Consider the following 14993-nt stretch of genomic DNA (forward strand, 5'->3'; position numbering starts at 1 on the left):
TGATCATCGTTCCGGCCACCCCCGTTACGCCGCTACCGGCAGGAGCGCGGGCGGCTTGGGCGGGCGCGGTCGTCGGCGCGCTGGCGGCGGGGGCAACGGCATGCGCTGGAGCACCTGCGCGAACAGCGTTTCGTGGGCCCGGCCGAAGAAGCGCTCAGCGGCAGTGGTCCCGTCGGGGCGACGGAGGTGGAAGTTATGTACGGCGGTCAGTGCCTCGAGCTTGCGGTCGCTCAGGCGATGTCGGCCATGGTGATGTAGGGACAGTTGGCCGTTGCGCCCCTCCACGCTGGAACTGCTGCGCTGGAACAGGTCGGCGCAGTCACCGGCCACCTGTTCGAGGCGCGCGCGCTCGGCCTCTGGGAGGGCCTGGAGCGGATGATCGCGTTGGCGCAGCGGTTCGAGCAACTGCCGGCTCAGGGCGTGCAGACGGTGGCGCGGTTCAGCGAGCGTGCTGCGATTGGCGACGCGCTCGAGGTAGAGCGCCGGAATCAGCTGCGTGAGCAACGCCAGTTCCACGGCGGGCGGCAGATTCAGCGCCTCGACCTTGGCCTGCACGGTCGCAAAGAAAAAGGTAATGGTGGCAAGGAACTGAATCGTCAGGCGCTGCGCCTTGGCCAGGCGCTCACGGGCGCGCGTTGGCAGATCGGCCGCGTCGGCCAGCTGTTGCAGCCGCGTCCACACGTCGGCAAAGCGTTGCGCGATGCGCGCCACGGGCTGCGCCTGTCCCTGCTCCAACTCATAGGGGTGATAGAGGGTCCCCAACTCACGCACCAGTTCACGGGCCTCGGCCTGACGCGCTTGCGCCTGTACCTGATCGGCTTCGGCCTGCACCACGACCGCCAGGGCGGCTTCAATGCGGGGCGCGAACGCCGGTGGGCGCCCGCGCGGACGCGGGGATTGGGCGTCATAGGCCTGCGCGGTCGCCCGCTCAGCGTCCAGCGACGTCTGGGCGGCCGCGACGCTGGCGCCCGCCTGTTTCACGTGGCGGACCAAGTGTAGGCTGGTGCCCTTGGACACCTCCTGTTGCACATGAAACAGGTCCGGGGAATGATGGGCCGCACAATCCGTCTGGATATGGCGGCGCAACGCTGTGGCCTCGTCGCTGGTGCCCTGGATCACGGTCACGTTCAAGCCGTCCAGACCCGCGCGCAACGCCTGCGTCCAGGTGGCCGCCGTGCGATCGGCGGCGTACTGTTCGCGCAGCAGAAAGTTCGACACCGGCTCCAACATGACCAACAAAATCTGCGGATGAAAGGTCTCATCCTCGCACGCCGTGATCGCGCGGTGCGGCATGCCCACCGCCAACGCCGCCCGTTGCTCACGCGCCACGGCGACCACCATCTCCTCCAAGGCCGCATTGAGGGCCTGGTGGGTGCCATAGCTCGCGCCGACGAACGCCGACAACCCACTCAACTTCAAGAATTCACACACCATCCGCACCCCGGCACCGCCGTGCAGCGTGATGACGAAGTGCGCCGCCACCACCACTTGGTGCAGCCACTGCACGCCCTCAGGGGTCGCCACGAAGGCTGCCAACACCGCCGGGGCCGCGCCGACCGGGGTCGGCTTGCACCAGTCCTGCAAGGTGCTGCGCGCCACGCCCAGTTCGGCGGCGACGTGGCGTTGCGGCTGCCCCGTCGCCAAGCGGGCCACGGCCGCCCCGCGCTGTTCGGCTCGCTCCAGGCGCGAGCGGTGCTTCACGACCCACCGCCGGCCGACCGCCGGACCACGCCCGATGGCGTCGACCCGATGTCTGCGCTAAAGTCGATCCCGGCAGGACCTTCGAACATCGTGCTTCTCCCTCGGTTTGTTTGCACTTCCAAGGGTACACAATTTCGCGGGTCCTGCCGCTCTCCAGTGGGGGTTAACCAAGCCCTACGCTAGGTCTTGGCCGGATTTATGATCAAGGCCGTACCGCCGGCCGGGGTCAGTGACGCGGTCATCGAGGCGGTGCGGGTCAACCCCCTGCTCACCCGCGTGGTCATCCTGACCGAGAAGGTCCCGCTCAGCGATGCCCGGATCATCCGCCAGTACTGTCAACTGCAGGGTGTCGACGTCTTCGGCGGCAACTGTCTCGGCATCGCCGATGCCCACCACCATGTGCGCATCGGCGGGGCGCTGGGCGGCACCCATCCGGCCGAGTCGCTGGTGCCGGGTACGGTCGCGATCTACTCGAACTCCGGCAACTTCACGACCACGATCGCCGTCTACCTGCTGACCGCCGGCTGGGGGACCACCGTGTCGCTGTCGTCCGGCAAGGACGTCTATATCCACTTCGCAGCCGCCGAGTTCACGAACGCCTTCCACAACGACCGCCGCAGCCATGCCGCCGTGATGTACATCGAGCCTGGCGGTTACTACGAACGGGACCTGGTGTTCGAGAAGCCGGTGATCGCCTGCATCGTCGGGCGCTGGAAGGACCGGTTGACCAAGGCCTGCGGCCACGCCGGTGCCATCGCCGGCAGCGGCGACAATGCCGCCGCCAAGGAGCGCTGGTTCATGGAGAAGTTCGGCGTCGATGCCATCTATACCGCCGATCACCCGGTCTTCTCGGCCAAGGGTGCGGTCGTCACCAACATCGCCGACATCCCGTCGGCCATGACCGCCGTGATGGCGCTCAATCGCCGGCAACCGGACTTCGCTCCGATCGGCGACCTGTCGATGAAGTGCTGGTTCGCCGATGACACCGGGCTCGCGTTGCCCGCGGCGCTCGACGTCAAATCGGTGCCGGCCGTCGAGCCCTTCAAGGAGCAGATCGACGCAGTCAACCGCCAGGTCGGCGTCATCCCACCGCGGGAGGTGATGAAAGACGCCTCCGGGGCCTCCATGATGGACCCGGAGACTCAGATCACGCGGCTGCACGGCCTCAGCATCCTGGATCTCGCGACCCGTGCCTACGAGGAAAACCTGGTCCTGGCCCTGGTGCGCGAGTAGCCCGACGACACCGGTCGCGCGCTCGCCAATGTCGCGCTGAACGCCTATGTCGACCTGCATGGCACGCCGATGCTCGCCGCGGCGCACGCCGCCCGCGAGGCCGGAAGCAGCCCGAACACAGCGCTGTGCGCGGCGGTCGCGCTGATCGGGCCCAAGATGGTGGAGGGTGCCCGCACGGCCGTGCAGACGCTGCTGGAGGTCTTTCGGCAGTCAGGCATCACGGACTTGGCTGATCCGCACGTCGCCGTCGCTGCCCGCATCGCCGCCACCTCTGCGGAGCAGGCCGGCACGCTGTTGGCCGCCGAGCTGGACCCCTTGGCCGAGGCAATGCTCGCGGGAGCGAGTGCCCGCGGCGCGCTCGAGACTGCCATCCTGCGCTACCTGACCGGCCTGGCCGCCGCACGGGGCGGCCACCCGAGCGCGGACGCCGTGCTCGCCGCCATCTGTTTCCACGTCGCCTGGCGCCCGCTGCTGCACAAGCGGATCTCGGTGACGACCCTGACCAACCTGCCCTGGCACCTGCGCGTCGCGGCGACGATCGTCGGCGCATCGGTGAACCCGTCCCGCCAGGGCGCGGATCAGTTCGGCGGCGTCCCGGTGCAATCCCTGATCGACGACTGGAGCTTCACCGAGACCGCCTACCTGGCCTTGCTGGGGTGCCGACCCGATGCCGATGGGCGCTTCGCCTTCTCGGTGCTGCTCGGGCTGACCGCATCCAACGGCCCCGGCACCATCTCGGCCCAGGGCGCGAAGGGTGCGGTCAGCGGGGACGGGCCGGAGATGCCCGAGCGGGTCCAGGTCAACAAGGGCTATCTCGGCTTCCTCAGTCACACCGGCTTTGCCCACGGCGACAACGGCTTCGAGGCCATGCAGTTCTTGATCGAGCGTGCTGGCGCGCATCCGCGACATCCGCGCCTCGGAAAAGCGGTTCTATCAAAAAGTGCGCGACCTGTTCGCACTGGCCGCCGATTACGACAAGACCGATCAGACCACCCAGCAATTTTTCGCCACGGTGCAAAACCTGCTGCAGTATGAAGTGACGCGGCAGACCGCCGCTGAAATCATCCTCGCCCGGGCCAACTCTGCCGATGCCCATTTTGGCTACGCCAACGAGGCGGCCTATCGCGAGGACACCCGGCGCTGGTCCAACGGGGGAGATCTTCTCCGACATCCTCACCAAGTGTGCCCGCGCCGCGTCCTTGCCGGTCAGGCGCCGCAGCATCGCCAGGCTCGTCTTGTGGAGCGCCGCCAGGACCTCGGGGCGCTCCTGCAAGCCTTTGCGCACCGCAACGGCCTCCGCCACACCCTGGTCCGACAAAGGCCCGTCGGCATCGCGCAGGACTTCCAATACCAGCCGCTGGCATTCCCCCGGCGCGAACCAACGCTGGCCGCGGCGCCGTTTGCGCGCCCGAATCGCGCCGAGGTCGTACGCCGGGGCGAACAGCCGGATCATCGCGTCCAGATGCCCCAACTCCGCCGCCAGCCGCTGCAATTCCTGGTGACACAGCTGCGCCTGCCCGGCCAACTCGCCCCGCTTCGCCACCAATGCGCTCATTACGTGTAACTCCGCCATGAATCCGACTCCTCGCTATCAGGTGAGGGGAGATTCTCCCGGTTCGGCCGGGTTGGATCATGTGCGGCTGCTACATAATGGCGCAGTTTTCCCGCATCCGGTTCCTCGGTCGTACTCGCTCATCAAGCGCGCGACAAGTTTCACGCAAACACCAGTTCGTATTGCAGGCAGCGCGACTCGGTGATGCGGGGTTTGGCGATACCAAGCTTTATCGATGGCGCGACCGAAGGCCGCCCAGGTGAAACACGGATCATGGAGGTCCTGGAATCGGAGTCGCACCGCGACGCGGCCGACGACCGCTGCAACCGCCTGGATCTGAAGGTGCGCAACCACCGCGGCGAGTTGGTGCTGATCGAGGTCCAATATGGGTCGACCGGTTCGACGACATCGCCCGCGACCCCCTCGACGAGAGTTCCTCGATTGGGCGGCATCCGGTCGCGATGCGGCGCCGCGGCGGGGACGGCGATGCCGCATCTCCCGCGCTGGGCTCGTCGCGGCTGAAGCCGCTCCCACGGGGTCGCTGCGCGACGCTTACGGTGACGCCCCTCCGGGCGGGCGGGGGGAATGGTCCGCGCAGCGGACCCTACGGCGGGGCGCTCGGGTGGTTGCCGAACCCGGGTCGGCGCAGCACAATGACCGGTCTTCGCGCGCCGCGAGCGACCCCCTCGGGCGACCCCCTCCACGAGAACCACTATGTCCGACGATCTGAGACAGGACGCCCTCGCGTACCACTTGTACCCCCGCCCCGGCAAGCTGGAGATCAAGGCGACCAAGCCGCTCGCCAATCAGCGCGATCTGGCGCTCGCCTACTCCCCCGGGGTGGCGGTCGCCTGCGAGGAGATCGTGCGCGATCCGCAGACCGCCGCCCTCTATACCGCCCGCTCCAACCTGGTCGGGGTCATCACCAACGGCACCGCGGTGCTGGGCCTGGGCCCCATCGGCAGTCTCGCGAGCAAGCCGGTGATGGAAGGCAAGGCGGTGCTGTTCAAGAAATTTGCCGATATCGACGTGTTCGATATCGAGATCGAGGAGCGCGACCCGCAGCAGTTCATCGAGACCGTGGCGCGCCTGGAGCCCACCTTCGGCGCCATCAATCTGGAGGACATCAAGGCCCCGGACTGCTTCATCATCGAGCAGGCGCTCCAGGAGCGCATGGGCATCCCGGTCTTCCACGACGACCAGCACGGCACCGCCATCGTGGTCTGCGCGGCGATCCTGAACGGCCTGCGGGTGGTTGGCAAGGACATCGGGTCGGTGCGCCTGGTGACGGCCGGGGCCGGCGCGGCGGCGCTCGCCTGCCTGGACCTCTTAGTGGAACTGGGGCTTAGACCTGAGAACATCATGGTCACGGACATCGCGGGTGTGGTCTACCGCGGGCGCCCGGAGGTGATGGACCCCTACAAGGACCGCTATGCGGTGGACACCGACCTGCGCACCCTGGAGCAGGCGATCGTCGGCGCCGACCTGTTCCTGGGGCTGTCCGCGGCGGGGGTGCTGAAACCCGAGTGGCTGGCCCGGATGGCGCAGCGCCCCATCATCATGGCGCTCGCCAACCCGAACCCGGAGATCATGCCGGATCTGGCCCGCGCCGCCCGCCCGGACGCCATCATCGCCACCGGTCGCTCGGACTTTCCCAATCAGGTCAACAACGTCCTGTGCTTCCCCTTCATCTTCCGCGGCGCTCTGGACTGCGGTGCGACCCGGATCAACAAGGCGATGGAGATCGCCTGTGTTCATGCCATCGCCGATCTGGCGATGGCGGAGCCGTCCGACATCGTGCGCGCGGCCTATGGCGGCCAGGGCCTGAGCTTCGGCCCCGAGTACCTGATCCCGCGGCCCTTCGACCCGCGGCTCATGGCCCACCTGGCCCCCGCGGTCGCCCGCGCAGCCATGGAGTCGGGCGTGGCCAGCCGCCCTATCGCGGATCTGGACGCCTATCGTAATACCCTGTCGCTGCGCGCCTTCCGCAGCGGCATGACCATGAAGCCGGTCTTCGACCACGCCCGCGCCGCGCCGCGGCGGCGGGTGGTGTTCGCCGAGGGCGAGCAGGAGAAGGTGCTGCAGGTCGCGCAGCAGGCGGTGAGCGAGGGGATCGCCCGGCCCCTGCTCATCGGCCGGCCGGAACAGATCCGCCAGGGGTTGCAGGACCTGGGGCTCTCCATCCGCCCCGGGGAGGACTTCGACCTGATCATCCCGTCGGAGAACCCGCGCTTCGACACCCACTGCACGACCGTCTACGAGCGCGTCAAGCGCCGCGGCTATACCCTCACGGAGGTGCGCGAGTATGTGCGCAAATCCCCGACCGTGCTCGCCGCGGCCGTGCTGCGCTCGGGCGATGCGGACGCCATGATCTGCGGCGTGGTCGGGCGTTACCTGCGCCACCTGGAGCACGTCCAGGCGATCATCGGCTGCGCCCCCGGGGTCCATCGGCTTACGGCCATGAACGCGGTCATCCTGTCGCAGGGGCCGCTCTTCATCGCCGACACCTATGTGCAGGAGGACCCGAGCGCCGCGGACCTGGCGGAGATCGCGCGCCTGTGCGCGGCGCAGGTCGCCCGCTTCGGGCTCGAGCCCAAGATCGCGCTGTGCTCACACTCCAACTTCGGCACCCGCCACACCCCCTCCGCGGAGAAGATGTGCGAGGCCCTGCGACTGCTGCGCGCGAGCGACCCGGCGCTCGAGGTGGAGGGCGAGATGCAGCCCAACCTGGCCCTGGACCCGGAACTGCGCGCGCGGCGCTTCCCGGACTCCCGGCTCACCGGACGCGCCAACCTGCTCATCATGCCCAACCAGGCCGCCGCCAATATCGCGCTCAACCTGCTGCGCTCCACGGCCGGGGGCAGCAGTTCCATCAACGTCGGACCCATGCTGCTGGGCGCCGACCGCCCGGCACACATCGTGAGCACCAGCACCTCGGTGCGCGGCCTGCTCAACATGACCGCGCTGGCGGCGGTGCAGGCGGGCTGAGGACGCAAGCGATGATCATGCAATCCCATCCGCATCACCACCACGTCGCCGTCTGGGGCACCGCCCTCCTGCTGCTCGGCCTGACCGGAGCCCAGCTCGCGGCCGCGGCGCGGGAGCACAAGTGCTGGACCGGCGCGGACGGGGTGCGGGAATGCGGCGACCTTGTACCGCCGGGCCAGGGCGGCGACGGCGTCAGCGTCTATGGGTCCGGCGGGGGCAAGCCGATTCGCCAGGAGGCCCCCACCCCGACCGCCGAGGATCTGGAACGGGTGAGGCTGGAAGGCCAAGCGCAAGCGCAGGCCCGGACCCAGCACGAGGCCGACGATGCGCTGCGGGCGAAATACCGCTCGGAGGCCGAACTGAACGCGGCGCTTGGCGACGAACTGGCGACCCTCGACCGGCTGAGCGAAATCGACCGCAGTAACATGCGCCAGCAAGAGCTGCGGCTGGACGGCCTGCGGGCCAAGGCCGCCGACCTGGAGCGCGCCGGGCAGATGATCCCGCCTGACCTGGGCGCCGACATCGACAAGGCCGATCGCTCCATCCGCAACAGCCAGGCCGCGATCCAGGAAAAGGAGGCCAGGAAGGCGCAAATCCGGCACCAATACGCGCAGAAAATCGAGCGGCTGCGCCAACTCTCGGAGGCCACCCAGACCACCGGGCAGGCGGCGCCGCGCTGAGCGGGCGCCCCGCCAGGCACCCCCTGAACGCCGCGGCCCGCCACACGCTGCCTTAGCGTAGCGCCCTGGATTCTCTCGCACCGCAAATTGCATCGTTGCTCCGATTACGACAACGATTACGACAACGACAACGATCATGCCCCGGGGTCTGTCTGCAATCGAACGGTACCCAGGCGGCAGACAGTGCAATAATTCATGGCCCCCGTAACCCACAGATACCGGACCAACCCATGAGCGACGACACCCACAGCGACCTCTTTCAGCCCTACCAACTCGGCAGCCTGACACTCGCCAACCGCATCGTGATGGCCCCGCTGACGCGCAGCCGCGCCGCGGCCGGGGATGTGCCCACGCCCTTGATGGCCACCTATTACGCCCAGCGCGCCGGCGCCGGCCTGATCATCAGTGAGGCGTCGCAGATCTCGCCCCAGGGCAAGGGCTACATCCAGACCCCGGGCATCTACAACGAGGCCCAGGTCGCGGGTTGGCGGCAGGTCACCGCGGCGGTCCACGCCAAGGGGGGCAAGATCGTCATCCAACTCTGGCACGTCGGGCGCATCTCGCACCCCGAGCTGCAGGAAGGCGGCGCCCTGCCGGTAGCCCCCTCGGCGGTGAAGGCGCAGGGGCAGGTGTTCACCGGCCGGGAAATGGTGGACATGGTGACGCCGCGCGCCCTGGAACTCTCGGAACTGCCCGGCATCATCGACGACTACCGGCACGCGGCGGAAAACGCACAAGCGGCCGGCTTCGACGGGGTCGAGATCCACTCGGCCAACGGCTACCTGCTCGATCAGTTCCTGCGTGACCAGACCAATCGGCGCACCGACGCCTATGGCGGCAGCATCGAAAACCGCGCCCGTCTGCTGCTGGAGGTTACCGAGGCCGTGCTCGGGGTCTGGCCGCAGGATCGGGTCGGCGTGCGCCTCGCCCCGCTCTCCCCCGCCAACGACATCGCCGACAGCAACCCGGAGCCGCTCTTCACCCAGGTGGTACGGGAACTCTCGGCGCGCGGTATCGGTTTCCTGCATGTCGTGGAGGGGGTGACCGGCGGCCCGCGCGAGACCGGCTCCAGTTTCAAGCTCGACACCCTGCGCCCACTCTTCCGCGGTACCTATATCGCCAACAACGGCTACACCCGCGCGCTGGCCCTGGCCGCGCGCGCCGCGAACACCGCCGACCTGATCGCCTTCGGCCGGCCCTTCATCGCCAACCCGGACCTGGTGGAGCGCCTGCGGCGCAATGCCCCGCTCACCGAGCCCGATCAGGCCACCTTTTACGGTGGCGATCAACACGGCTATACCGATTATCCCTTTCTGGAGGGGAGCGCCTGAGCGGCGGACCAACTTGAGAAAGTGCCGGAAACCAGATCGGCATCGCTACGCGCTGCCCATCCTATGGGAATACTCTCGGTGCAGCTCGGGCCTCGGTTGCCGGGGATCACGCCGACTGCGCCGGGGCGCTCGGACGAGGGCCGGTTGATGCGGCACGCCGAACGGCGCAAGTCGGCGCGGGCCTGCCATCAACCCAACACCAGTTTGCGCCCGAACGGCGCCGCGGCATCCTGGTAGGCGACCGGCACGGCCCAGATGACCGGCCAGGCAGGGCGCCAGTCGGCCGGACCCTGCAGGTCGGTGAGGAAGAGACCGAGATCCGGTCGATGGCGGTCGGCTTCGCGCAGCAGGGGGGTGAAGTCGGTCCCGCCGCCGCCGTTGAAGACGATCTCGCGCAGGTTGGAGCGGCCGGGCTCGAAGGTCTGCACCGCGGTGACCCGTTCATCGCCGATGATGACGATGATGCGCGCCTCCAGGCGGCGGCTGGCGGCCTCGACCTCTTGGGCGAAGCGGTCCAGGAGCGGGTCCTCGATGGAGCCGGAGCAGTCCACCATCACCACCAGCCGGGCAACCGCCCGGGCGGCGGTGCGGCCGGGTTCCCAGGGCAGGCGCCCATGGGCGCCGACGCGGCCCTTGTTGGCCTGATAGGAGCGCGCCGGGCGCGACCAGGAGAGCCCGGGCTGCAGCGAGAGTCCACGGGTCAGGTGGGTACGCAGCAGGTGCTCCCAGGGGGTGCGGACCCGCGGCAGGTCGGCCAGCAGGGTGCGCAGCAGGGAGAATTGACCGTCGCCGGTGTGGGCGCGCAGCAGGCGCTCGCCCCAGGCGCGGGCCTGCTCCGGGGCATCCTCGGGGCGGTCCTCGTCCGGGCCGGGCCACAGGTCATCGAGGACGTCGCCGCCCAGACGCCTGACGAGCGCGGCGCGCGGACCATCGGGGCGCCAGGTCCCGGCACTTGCCCCGTCCTCTTGCGCGTCGCCAGCCTGCTCCCCGGCGCTTCCCTGCGCGCCCTCGCGGCGGGAACTGGAGCCGCGGCGCCCCAGGGCCGGAACGCTCGGTCCGCGGTCGTCGATGGCGCGGTAGAGCCGCTCCAGGTCCCATGCGAGCAGGGCCTGCTCCGGGGTCTCGCGCCGGTTCAAGGCCTCGAGCAGGACCTGTTCCAGCGTGACGGCCGACGCGGGCAGTTCCAGCCAGGTCAGGTGCCCCAGGGCGCTGTTGACGATGGCGTCGGCGCAGCGGTTGAAGAGTTGCAGATCGACATCCCCCAGTACGCCGCGCAGGGCCGCGTAACGCGGGCGGTGGCGCAGGGCGACGTGCAGGACCTCATGGGCGACCAGGGCGGCCTGCGCGGGGAGCGACAGGGACTCGAACCCGGGGCCATAGAAGATGGTGCAGCCGTCGTTGGCGGCGGTGACGGCGGCGGGAGCCTCGCACAGGTCGCGATGGTTGATCCAGAGGGCCAGCCCGCCGCTGGAGGGGGCGTACTCGACCAGCCGCTGGATAGCGCGGGTGCCGCGGTGGGTGTGGACAATCGTCGATAAGTTAAACACGTCCATTAGCGAATGCTTTTACCGCCATTGTGGTTGTGGTTATCGTTGTCGTTGTCGTTGTCGTAATCGAGGTTATCGTAGCGCCGCGGATTCTCTCGCCCCCCAAAGTGGGCCTTGATCATAACTCCGGCCACCGGTCGCCGCGACGAGTGCCGGCCGGGATCGCGCCGGATTCATGATCGAGGCCCCACAGTGCATCGCTTCTCCGATTACGACCACGACAACGACAACGATTGAGGCTGACTTGTCCTTGACTCGTCACCTAGGCCTCCAACCCATCGACCTTGCGCTGCGCGACATAGCGTCGATAGGGGTCGCTTCCGTAAATCGCCGCCTCCAGGCCGCTCTCCAGAGCGCGCTGGAACAGCAGTTCCATAGCGAGCGTCTGGGCCTCGCGGATGGGCAGCGGGGTCTGGCCCCGGGCATCCGGCAGTTGCTCGATGATCTCCAGGGCGCGCGCCAGGCTCACCTCATCCCGGGTGGCGGCGAGCAGGCCGTAGAGCATGCCGTAGAGCCCGTCGAGGCTCGTGGGGAGCAGGGCCGCGGTCGCGGCGCCGGGGGCGGCGGCCAGGAGGCGCAGCACGTCGACCCCGGCCTGGATCTCTTTGAGCACGCCGAAGAACTCGGCCGCGTTGGCGGCGCCGATCCGGCCCTGCACGAAGACCCGCTTGGCCGGCTCCGAGAGGCGCGACTGCAGGACGTTGGAGATGTCCTCCCAGCCCCGGGGGCTCGCCCCCACCAGGTGGTCGCCCGCGAGCTGGGCCGCCGTATCGTCCAGCTTGTCCGGGCGCACCTTGAGATAGGCCAGCACCTCCGGGGCGAAGCCCATGGTCAGGGCGTGGGCGAGGAAGGCGTCGATCACCGTTTGGACATTGAAGTGGAACATCCGATCCGACAGCGCCGTGCCCATGTCGTGCGCCACGGCCCCGTGGAAGCTGGCATTGCCGGCGGCGATGACCTGCCAGCCGTCGGGGAGTTCGTAGTGTCCGACCCGCCGGTCCAGAATCAGCGAATAGGCGGAGATCTGTAGCCGCTGGTCCGCCGCGGTCAGTTCATCCAAGAACAGGATGCCGTTGGGCTGGTCCGGCCCGGGGAGGAACTCGGGCGGAAACCACACGGTCTTGGCCTGGCGCTCGTCGACCCAGATGGCGCCGCGGATATCCACCGGCTCGATGGTGGTGAGGCGCAGATCGACCAGCGGCACCCCGAAATGCGCCGCCACCTGGCGGACGATGGACGACTTGCCCACCCCCCGGCTGCCCCACAGCATGGAGGCGCGATGGCGCAGCCGCGGCTCCGCGTACTGTTCGATCAGTGCCGCCTTGACGGCGGCGATGGAGACGGCGGGGATATTCATTGTTTGCGTTCATTGGCGTTCATTTGCGGACGAATATTCTTTCTTCCCCGGTCGCAGAACCCCGACCAGCCACCGGACGGCGCGCCGCCGGCGGGCCGGCGATGCCGCCGCGGCGGGCGCGGCGTCCGGCCGCGGAAGGGGCCTGGGCCGCGGGGGCGCGAGCGGCTCCCAGGCGCTCGCCGGCAGGGGCGCCGGGATGCGCGGCGGCCGGACACTGGGGATGTCGCGCATGAGGAACCAGGCGAAGAGGAGAAAGTTCGGGCTGTTGAAGGCCAGCATACGCAGCACCGAATCGCTCTGCGGATCGACCCACAGGATCAGGGGCCCGGCGGCGAGCGCCCCCAGCACCGCCAGCATCCCGGCCACCCGCCGCCCGACGAAGACCCAGCGGGCACGCCGAAAACGCGCGTGAAAGCGCGCCGGGGGCGCCCCCAGGACCAGCACCAGGTGATCCAGGGTACGGACCAGTTTGCGCTCGCAGTCGGGGGTGCGTGCGGGCTCGCGCTTGGCGACCCGCAGGTCCGCGCGCCACCCCTGGGTGAAGCGTTTGATCGACCTCCAACTCCACCCGAGCACCGCCAGCAGGTCTTCCGGCGGGTCGAAGGCGCGGTCCGCGGCGGGGACCAGGCGGATCTCCACCGGCCAGCCGGGGCCGGTCATGGCGTCGAAGGTCATCACGACGCCGCCCAGGTCAGCAACGGCCTGCGCCAGGACCGGGGGCGGCGCCTCAGCGGGCGCCTGCGTACCCTCGTGTGCAGCGGCGGCCAGCCGATAACTGCGCGCCACCATGACCCCGTGGCGCACCTCGAACTGCCCCTGCGGATCGATCCGCTCCAAGCCCTCGACCAATCCCTGCGGCCCCTGCCCCTCCACCCGCAGTGTCGCCGCCAGCCCGGTCTGCGTCGTCAAGGTCCGGGTCAGCCGATACAGGTCGGGGCGCGGGTTCTCCAGGACCAGTTCCTCCCGCAGCGGCTCCCCCAGGGGCGGCGCGGCCGCAAGTTCCCGGGCCTTGAACACCAGGCGCCGCTCCGGCCGGTCGGTGGCGGCCAGGTCCACCTGGCGCCCGCCCCGGGAGAAGGGCTCGGCGAGGGTCAGGATCTCGTGATGGGTCAGTGGATTGTTCGACATGTCATCCGCTACTCATGGGCGTTGATTGGCGTTCATTGGCGGACAAGACACCTCGGCCGGGACTTCTCCGCAGACCGATAAGCCAGAGGCTACAAGCCAGTCGTCGAAGACCGTGGCAACCGGATGCAAATAGACAGGATTAACAGGATGCAGTCGCAGTCAATCCAGTTATCGGCAATCCTGTAAATCCTGCGAAATCCTGTTAATCCTGTCCAATTTTCCTGCCCCAACTTCAATCGTCTGAGGGGTACCGGCTTTATGTGCTGCGGCCCTCGGCGGCATCGCCGTCGGCAGGCTCATAGCGCAGCGGCACCCGGCCGGTCACCCCGGTGAAGAGCGTATAGGCAATGGTGTCGCTGGCCGCGGCCACGGCGTTGGCGCTGACCTGTCCGCCCCAGAGTTCCACCCGATCCCCGATATGGGCCTGCGGCAGTTCGGTCAGGTCCACCGTCAGCATGTCCATGGAGACCCGGCCGATGAGGCGCGTCGGGCGGCCGGCGACCGCCACCGGGGTGCCGTCGCGGGCGTGGCGGGGATAGCCGTCGGCATAACCGGCCGCGACCACCCCCACCCGGGTCGGGCGCGCGCAGACGAAGCGCCCGCCGTAGCCGATCGCCTCCCCGGGCCCCAGGTCGCGCACCGCGATCAGGGCGGACTCCAGGGTCATGACCGGGCGCAGCCGGGCGGCCGACGGGTGCCCATCGCCCAGGGGCGAGGCCCCGTAGAGCATGATGCCGGGGCGCACCCAGTCGGCGATGCCCGCGGGCCAGGCGATGAGGCCGGGGGAACTGACCAGGCTGCGGGGTGCCGCGAGCCCCTCCCAGACCTCGGCGCACAGCGCCAGTTGCTGCCTGGTATAGGGGTGCTGCGGCTCATCGGCGCGGGCCAGGTGGGTCATCAGCACCAGGTCGCCGACCGCGGGGCAGGCGGCCAGTTGCGCGTAGGCGGCGGCGAAGGCCTCCGGTGTCAGGCCGAGGCGGTGCATCCCGGAGTCCAGCTTGAGCCAGCAGGCGAGCGGCCGCGCCGGGCGGGCCGCCTGGACCCACTCCAGTTGCTCCCGCTGGTGGACCACCATGGCGAGACGGTGCCGATCGACCAGCGCGAGTTCGTCCGGGGTCACGACCCCCTCCAGCAGGAGGATGGGGGCACTGATCCCGGATTCGCGCAACTCCAGGGCCTCCTCCACGCACGCGACCCCGAAGGCATCGGCCGCCCCGACCAGGGCGCGGGCCACCGGCACCGCCCCGTGGCCGTAGCCGTTGGCCTTGACCACCGCGACCAGGCGCGCCGACCCGGCCAGTTCCCTGGCGACGAGAAAGTTGTGGCGCAGGGCATCAAGGTCGATGCGGGCACGGGTGGGACGGGCCATCGTGGTCTCCAAGCGACGGGCATTCTCTGCCGGGTAATGCGGGTCAGGACGATGACCGCGGGTGCTTCGGCGCTACCCTGAGCCTGCTCGAACAGGCCGCGCCGATC

10 protein-coding genes and 1 pseudogene are annotated in these 14993 nt (G+C 69.1%); 6 read left to right on the forward strand and 5 right to left on the reverse strand.

Features of this window, described 5'->3' with window-relative positions:
- Positions 1 to 24: 24 nt before the first annotated feature.
- On the reverse strand, positions 25 to 1701 hold the full coding sequence (locus tag THSYN_RS16565; RefSeq protein ID WP_100918590.1) for a DUF6399 domain-containing protein: 1677 nt from the start codon (positions 1699 to 1701) through the stop codon (positions 25 to 27).
- Between the two features lie 198 nt (positions 1702 to 1899).
- On the opposite strand from THSYN_RS16565, the gene THSYN_RS35995 reads away from it, so the two are divergent.
- From THSYN_RS35995 to THSYN_RS16600, 6 genes and pseudogenes are all read left to right on the forward strand, one after another.
- Positions 1900 to 2934 carry a hypothetical protein gene (locus THSYN_RS35995; protein WP_236848584.1) on the forward strand — a complete coding sequence of 345 codons (1035 nt, stop codon included), beginning with the start codon at positions 1900 to 1902 and terminating at the stop codon, positions 2932 to 2934.
- Between the two features lie 886 nt (positions 2935 to 3820).
- Positions 3821 to 4124: pseudogene (gene rhuM / locus THSYN_RS37580) on the forward strand (RhuM family protein); the annotation flags it as partial.
- A 635-nt stretch (positions 4125 to 4759) separates the two neighbouring features.
- Positions 4760 to 5008, forward strand: coding sequence for a hypothetical protein (locus tag THSYN_RS16585; protein WP_172965206.1), 249 nt, complete (start codon positions 4760 to 4762; stop codon positions 5006 to 5008).
- Between the two features lie 192 nt (positions 5009 to 5200).
- A complete protein-coding gene (locus THSYN_RS16590) occupies positions 5201 to 7474 on the forward strand; it encodes an NADP-dependent malic enzyme (RefSeq protein WP_100920113.1) in 2274 nt (757 codons plus the stop codon).
- A gap of 11 nt (positions 7475 to 7485) precedes the next feature.
- Positions 7486 to 8154, forward strand: coding sequence for a hypothetical protein (locus THSYN_RS16595; protein ID WP_100920114.1), 669 nt, complete (start codon positions 7486 to 7488; stop codon positions 8152 to 8154).
- 230 nt (positions 8155 to 8384) lie between these two features.
- Positions 8385 to 9485 carry an alkene reductase gene (locus THSYN_RS16600; RefSeq protein ID WP_100920115.1) on the forward strand — a complete coding sequence of 367 codons (1101 nt, stop codon included), beginning with the start codon at positions 8385 to 8387 and terminating at the stop codon, positions 9483 to 9485.
- Between the two features lie 188 nt (positions 9486 to 9673).
- Here THSYN_RS16600 and THSYN_RS16605 read toward each other — a convergent pair whose 3' ends face one another.
- The 4 genes from THSYN_RS16605 to alr all read right to left on the reverse strand — a co-directional run bounded on the left by THSYN_RS16605 (position 9674) and on the right by alr (position 14886).
- Positions 9674 to 11038: a vWA domain-containing protein gene (locus THSYN_RS16605; protein ID WP_100920116.1), complete on the reverse strand. Its 1365-nt coding sequence runs from the start codon at positions 11036 to 11038 to the stop codon at positions 9674 to 9676.
- 256 nt (positions 11039 to 11294) lie between these two features.
- Positions 11295 to 12389, reverse strand: a complete 1095-nt coding sequence (locus THSYN_RS16610; RefSeq protein ID WP_100920117.1) for an AAA family ATPase — start codon at positions 12387 to 12389, stop codon at positions 11295 to 11297.
- Positions 12390 to 12398: 9 nt separating this feature from the next.
- Positions 12399 to 13517 carry a hypothetical protein gene (locus tag THSYN_RS16615; RefSeq protein ID WP_100920118.1) on the reverse strand — a complete coding sequence of 373 codons (1119 nt, stop codon included), beginning with the start codon at positions 13515 to 13517 and terminating at the stop codon, positions 12399 to 12401.
- Between the two features lie 256 nt (positions 13518 to 13773).
- Positions 13774 to 14886 carry an alanine racemase gene (alr, locus tag THSYN_RS16620; protein ID WP_100920119.1) on the reverse strand — a complete coding sequence of 371 codons (1113 nt, stop codon included), beginning with the start codon at positions 14884 to 14886 and terminating at the stop codon, positions 13774 to 13776.
- Positions 14887 to 14993: the final 107 nt, after the last annotated feature.

It is taken from the genome of Candidatus Thiodictyon syntrophicum (assembly GCF_002813775.1).
Classification (GTDB): domain Bacteria; phylum Pseudomonadota; class Gammaproteobacteria; order Chromatiales; family Chromatiaceae; genus Thiodictyon; species Thiodictyon syntrophicum.

Coding starts and splice junctions, on each gene's coding strand:
- THSYN_RS16590 (WP_100920113.1), top strand. CDS start 5,201: ATGTCCGACGATCTGAGACAGGACGCCCTCGCGTACCACTTGTACCCC.
- alr (WP_100920119.1), bottom strand. CDS start 14,886: ATGGCCCGTCCCACCCGTGCCCGCATCGACCTTGATGCCCTGCGCCAC.
- THSYN_RS16585 (WP_172965206.1), top strand. CDS start 4,760: ATGGAGGTCCTGGAATCGGAGTCGCACCGCGACGCGGCCGACGACCGC.
- THSYN_RS16605 (WP_100920116.1), bottom strand. CDS start 11,038: ATGGACGTGTTTAACTTATCGACGATTGTCCACACCCACCGCGGCACC.
- THSYN_RS16595 (WP_100920114.1), top strand. CDS start 7,486: ATGATCATGCAATCCCATCCGCATCACCACCACGTCGCCGTCTGGGGC.
- THSYN_RS16615 (WP_100920118.1), bottom strand. CDS start 13,517: ATGTCGAACAATCCACTGACCCATCACGAGATCCTGACCCTCGCCGAG.
- THSYN_RS16610 (WP_100920117.1), bottom strand. CDS start 12,389: ATGAATATCCCCGCCGTCTCCATCGCCGCCGTCAAGGCGGCACTGATC.
- THSYN_RS35995 (WP_236848584.1), top strand. CDS start 1,900: ATGATCAAGGCCGTACCGCCGGCCGGGGTCAGTGACGCGGTCATCGAG.
- THSYN_RS16600 (WP_100920115.1), top strand. CDS start 8,385: ATGAGCGACGACACCCACAGCGACCTCTTTCAGCCCTACCAACTCGGC.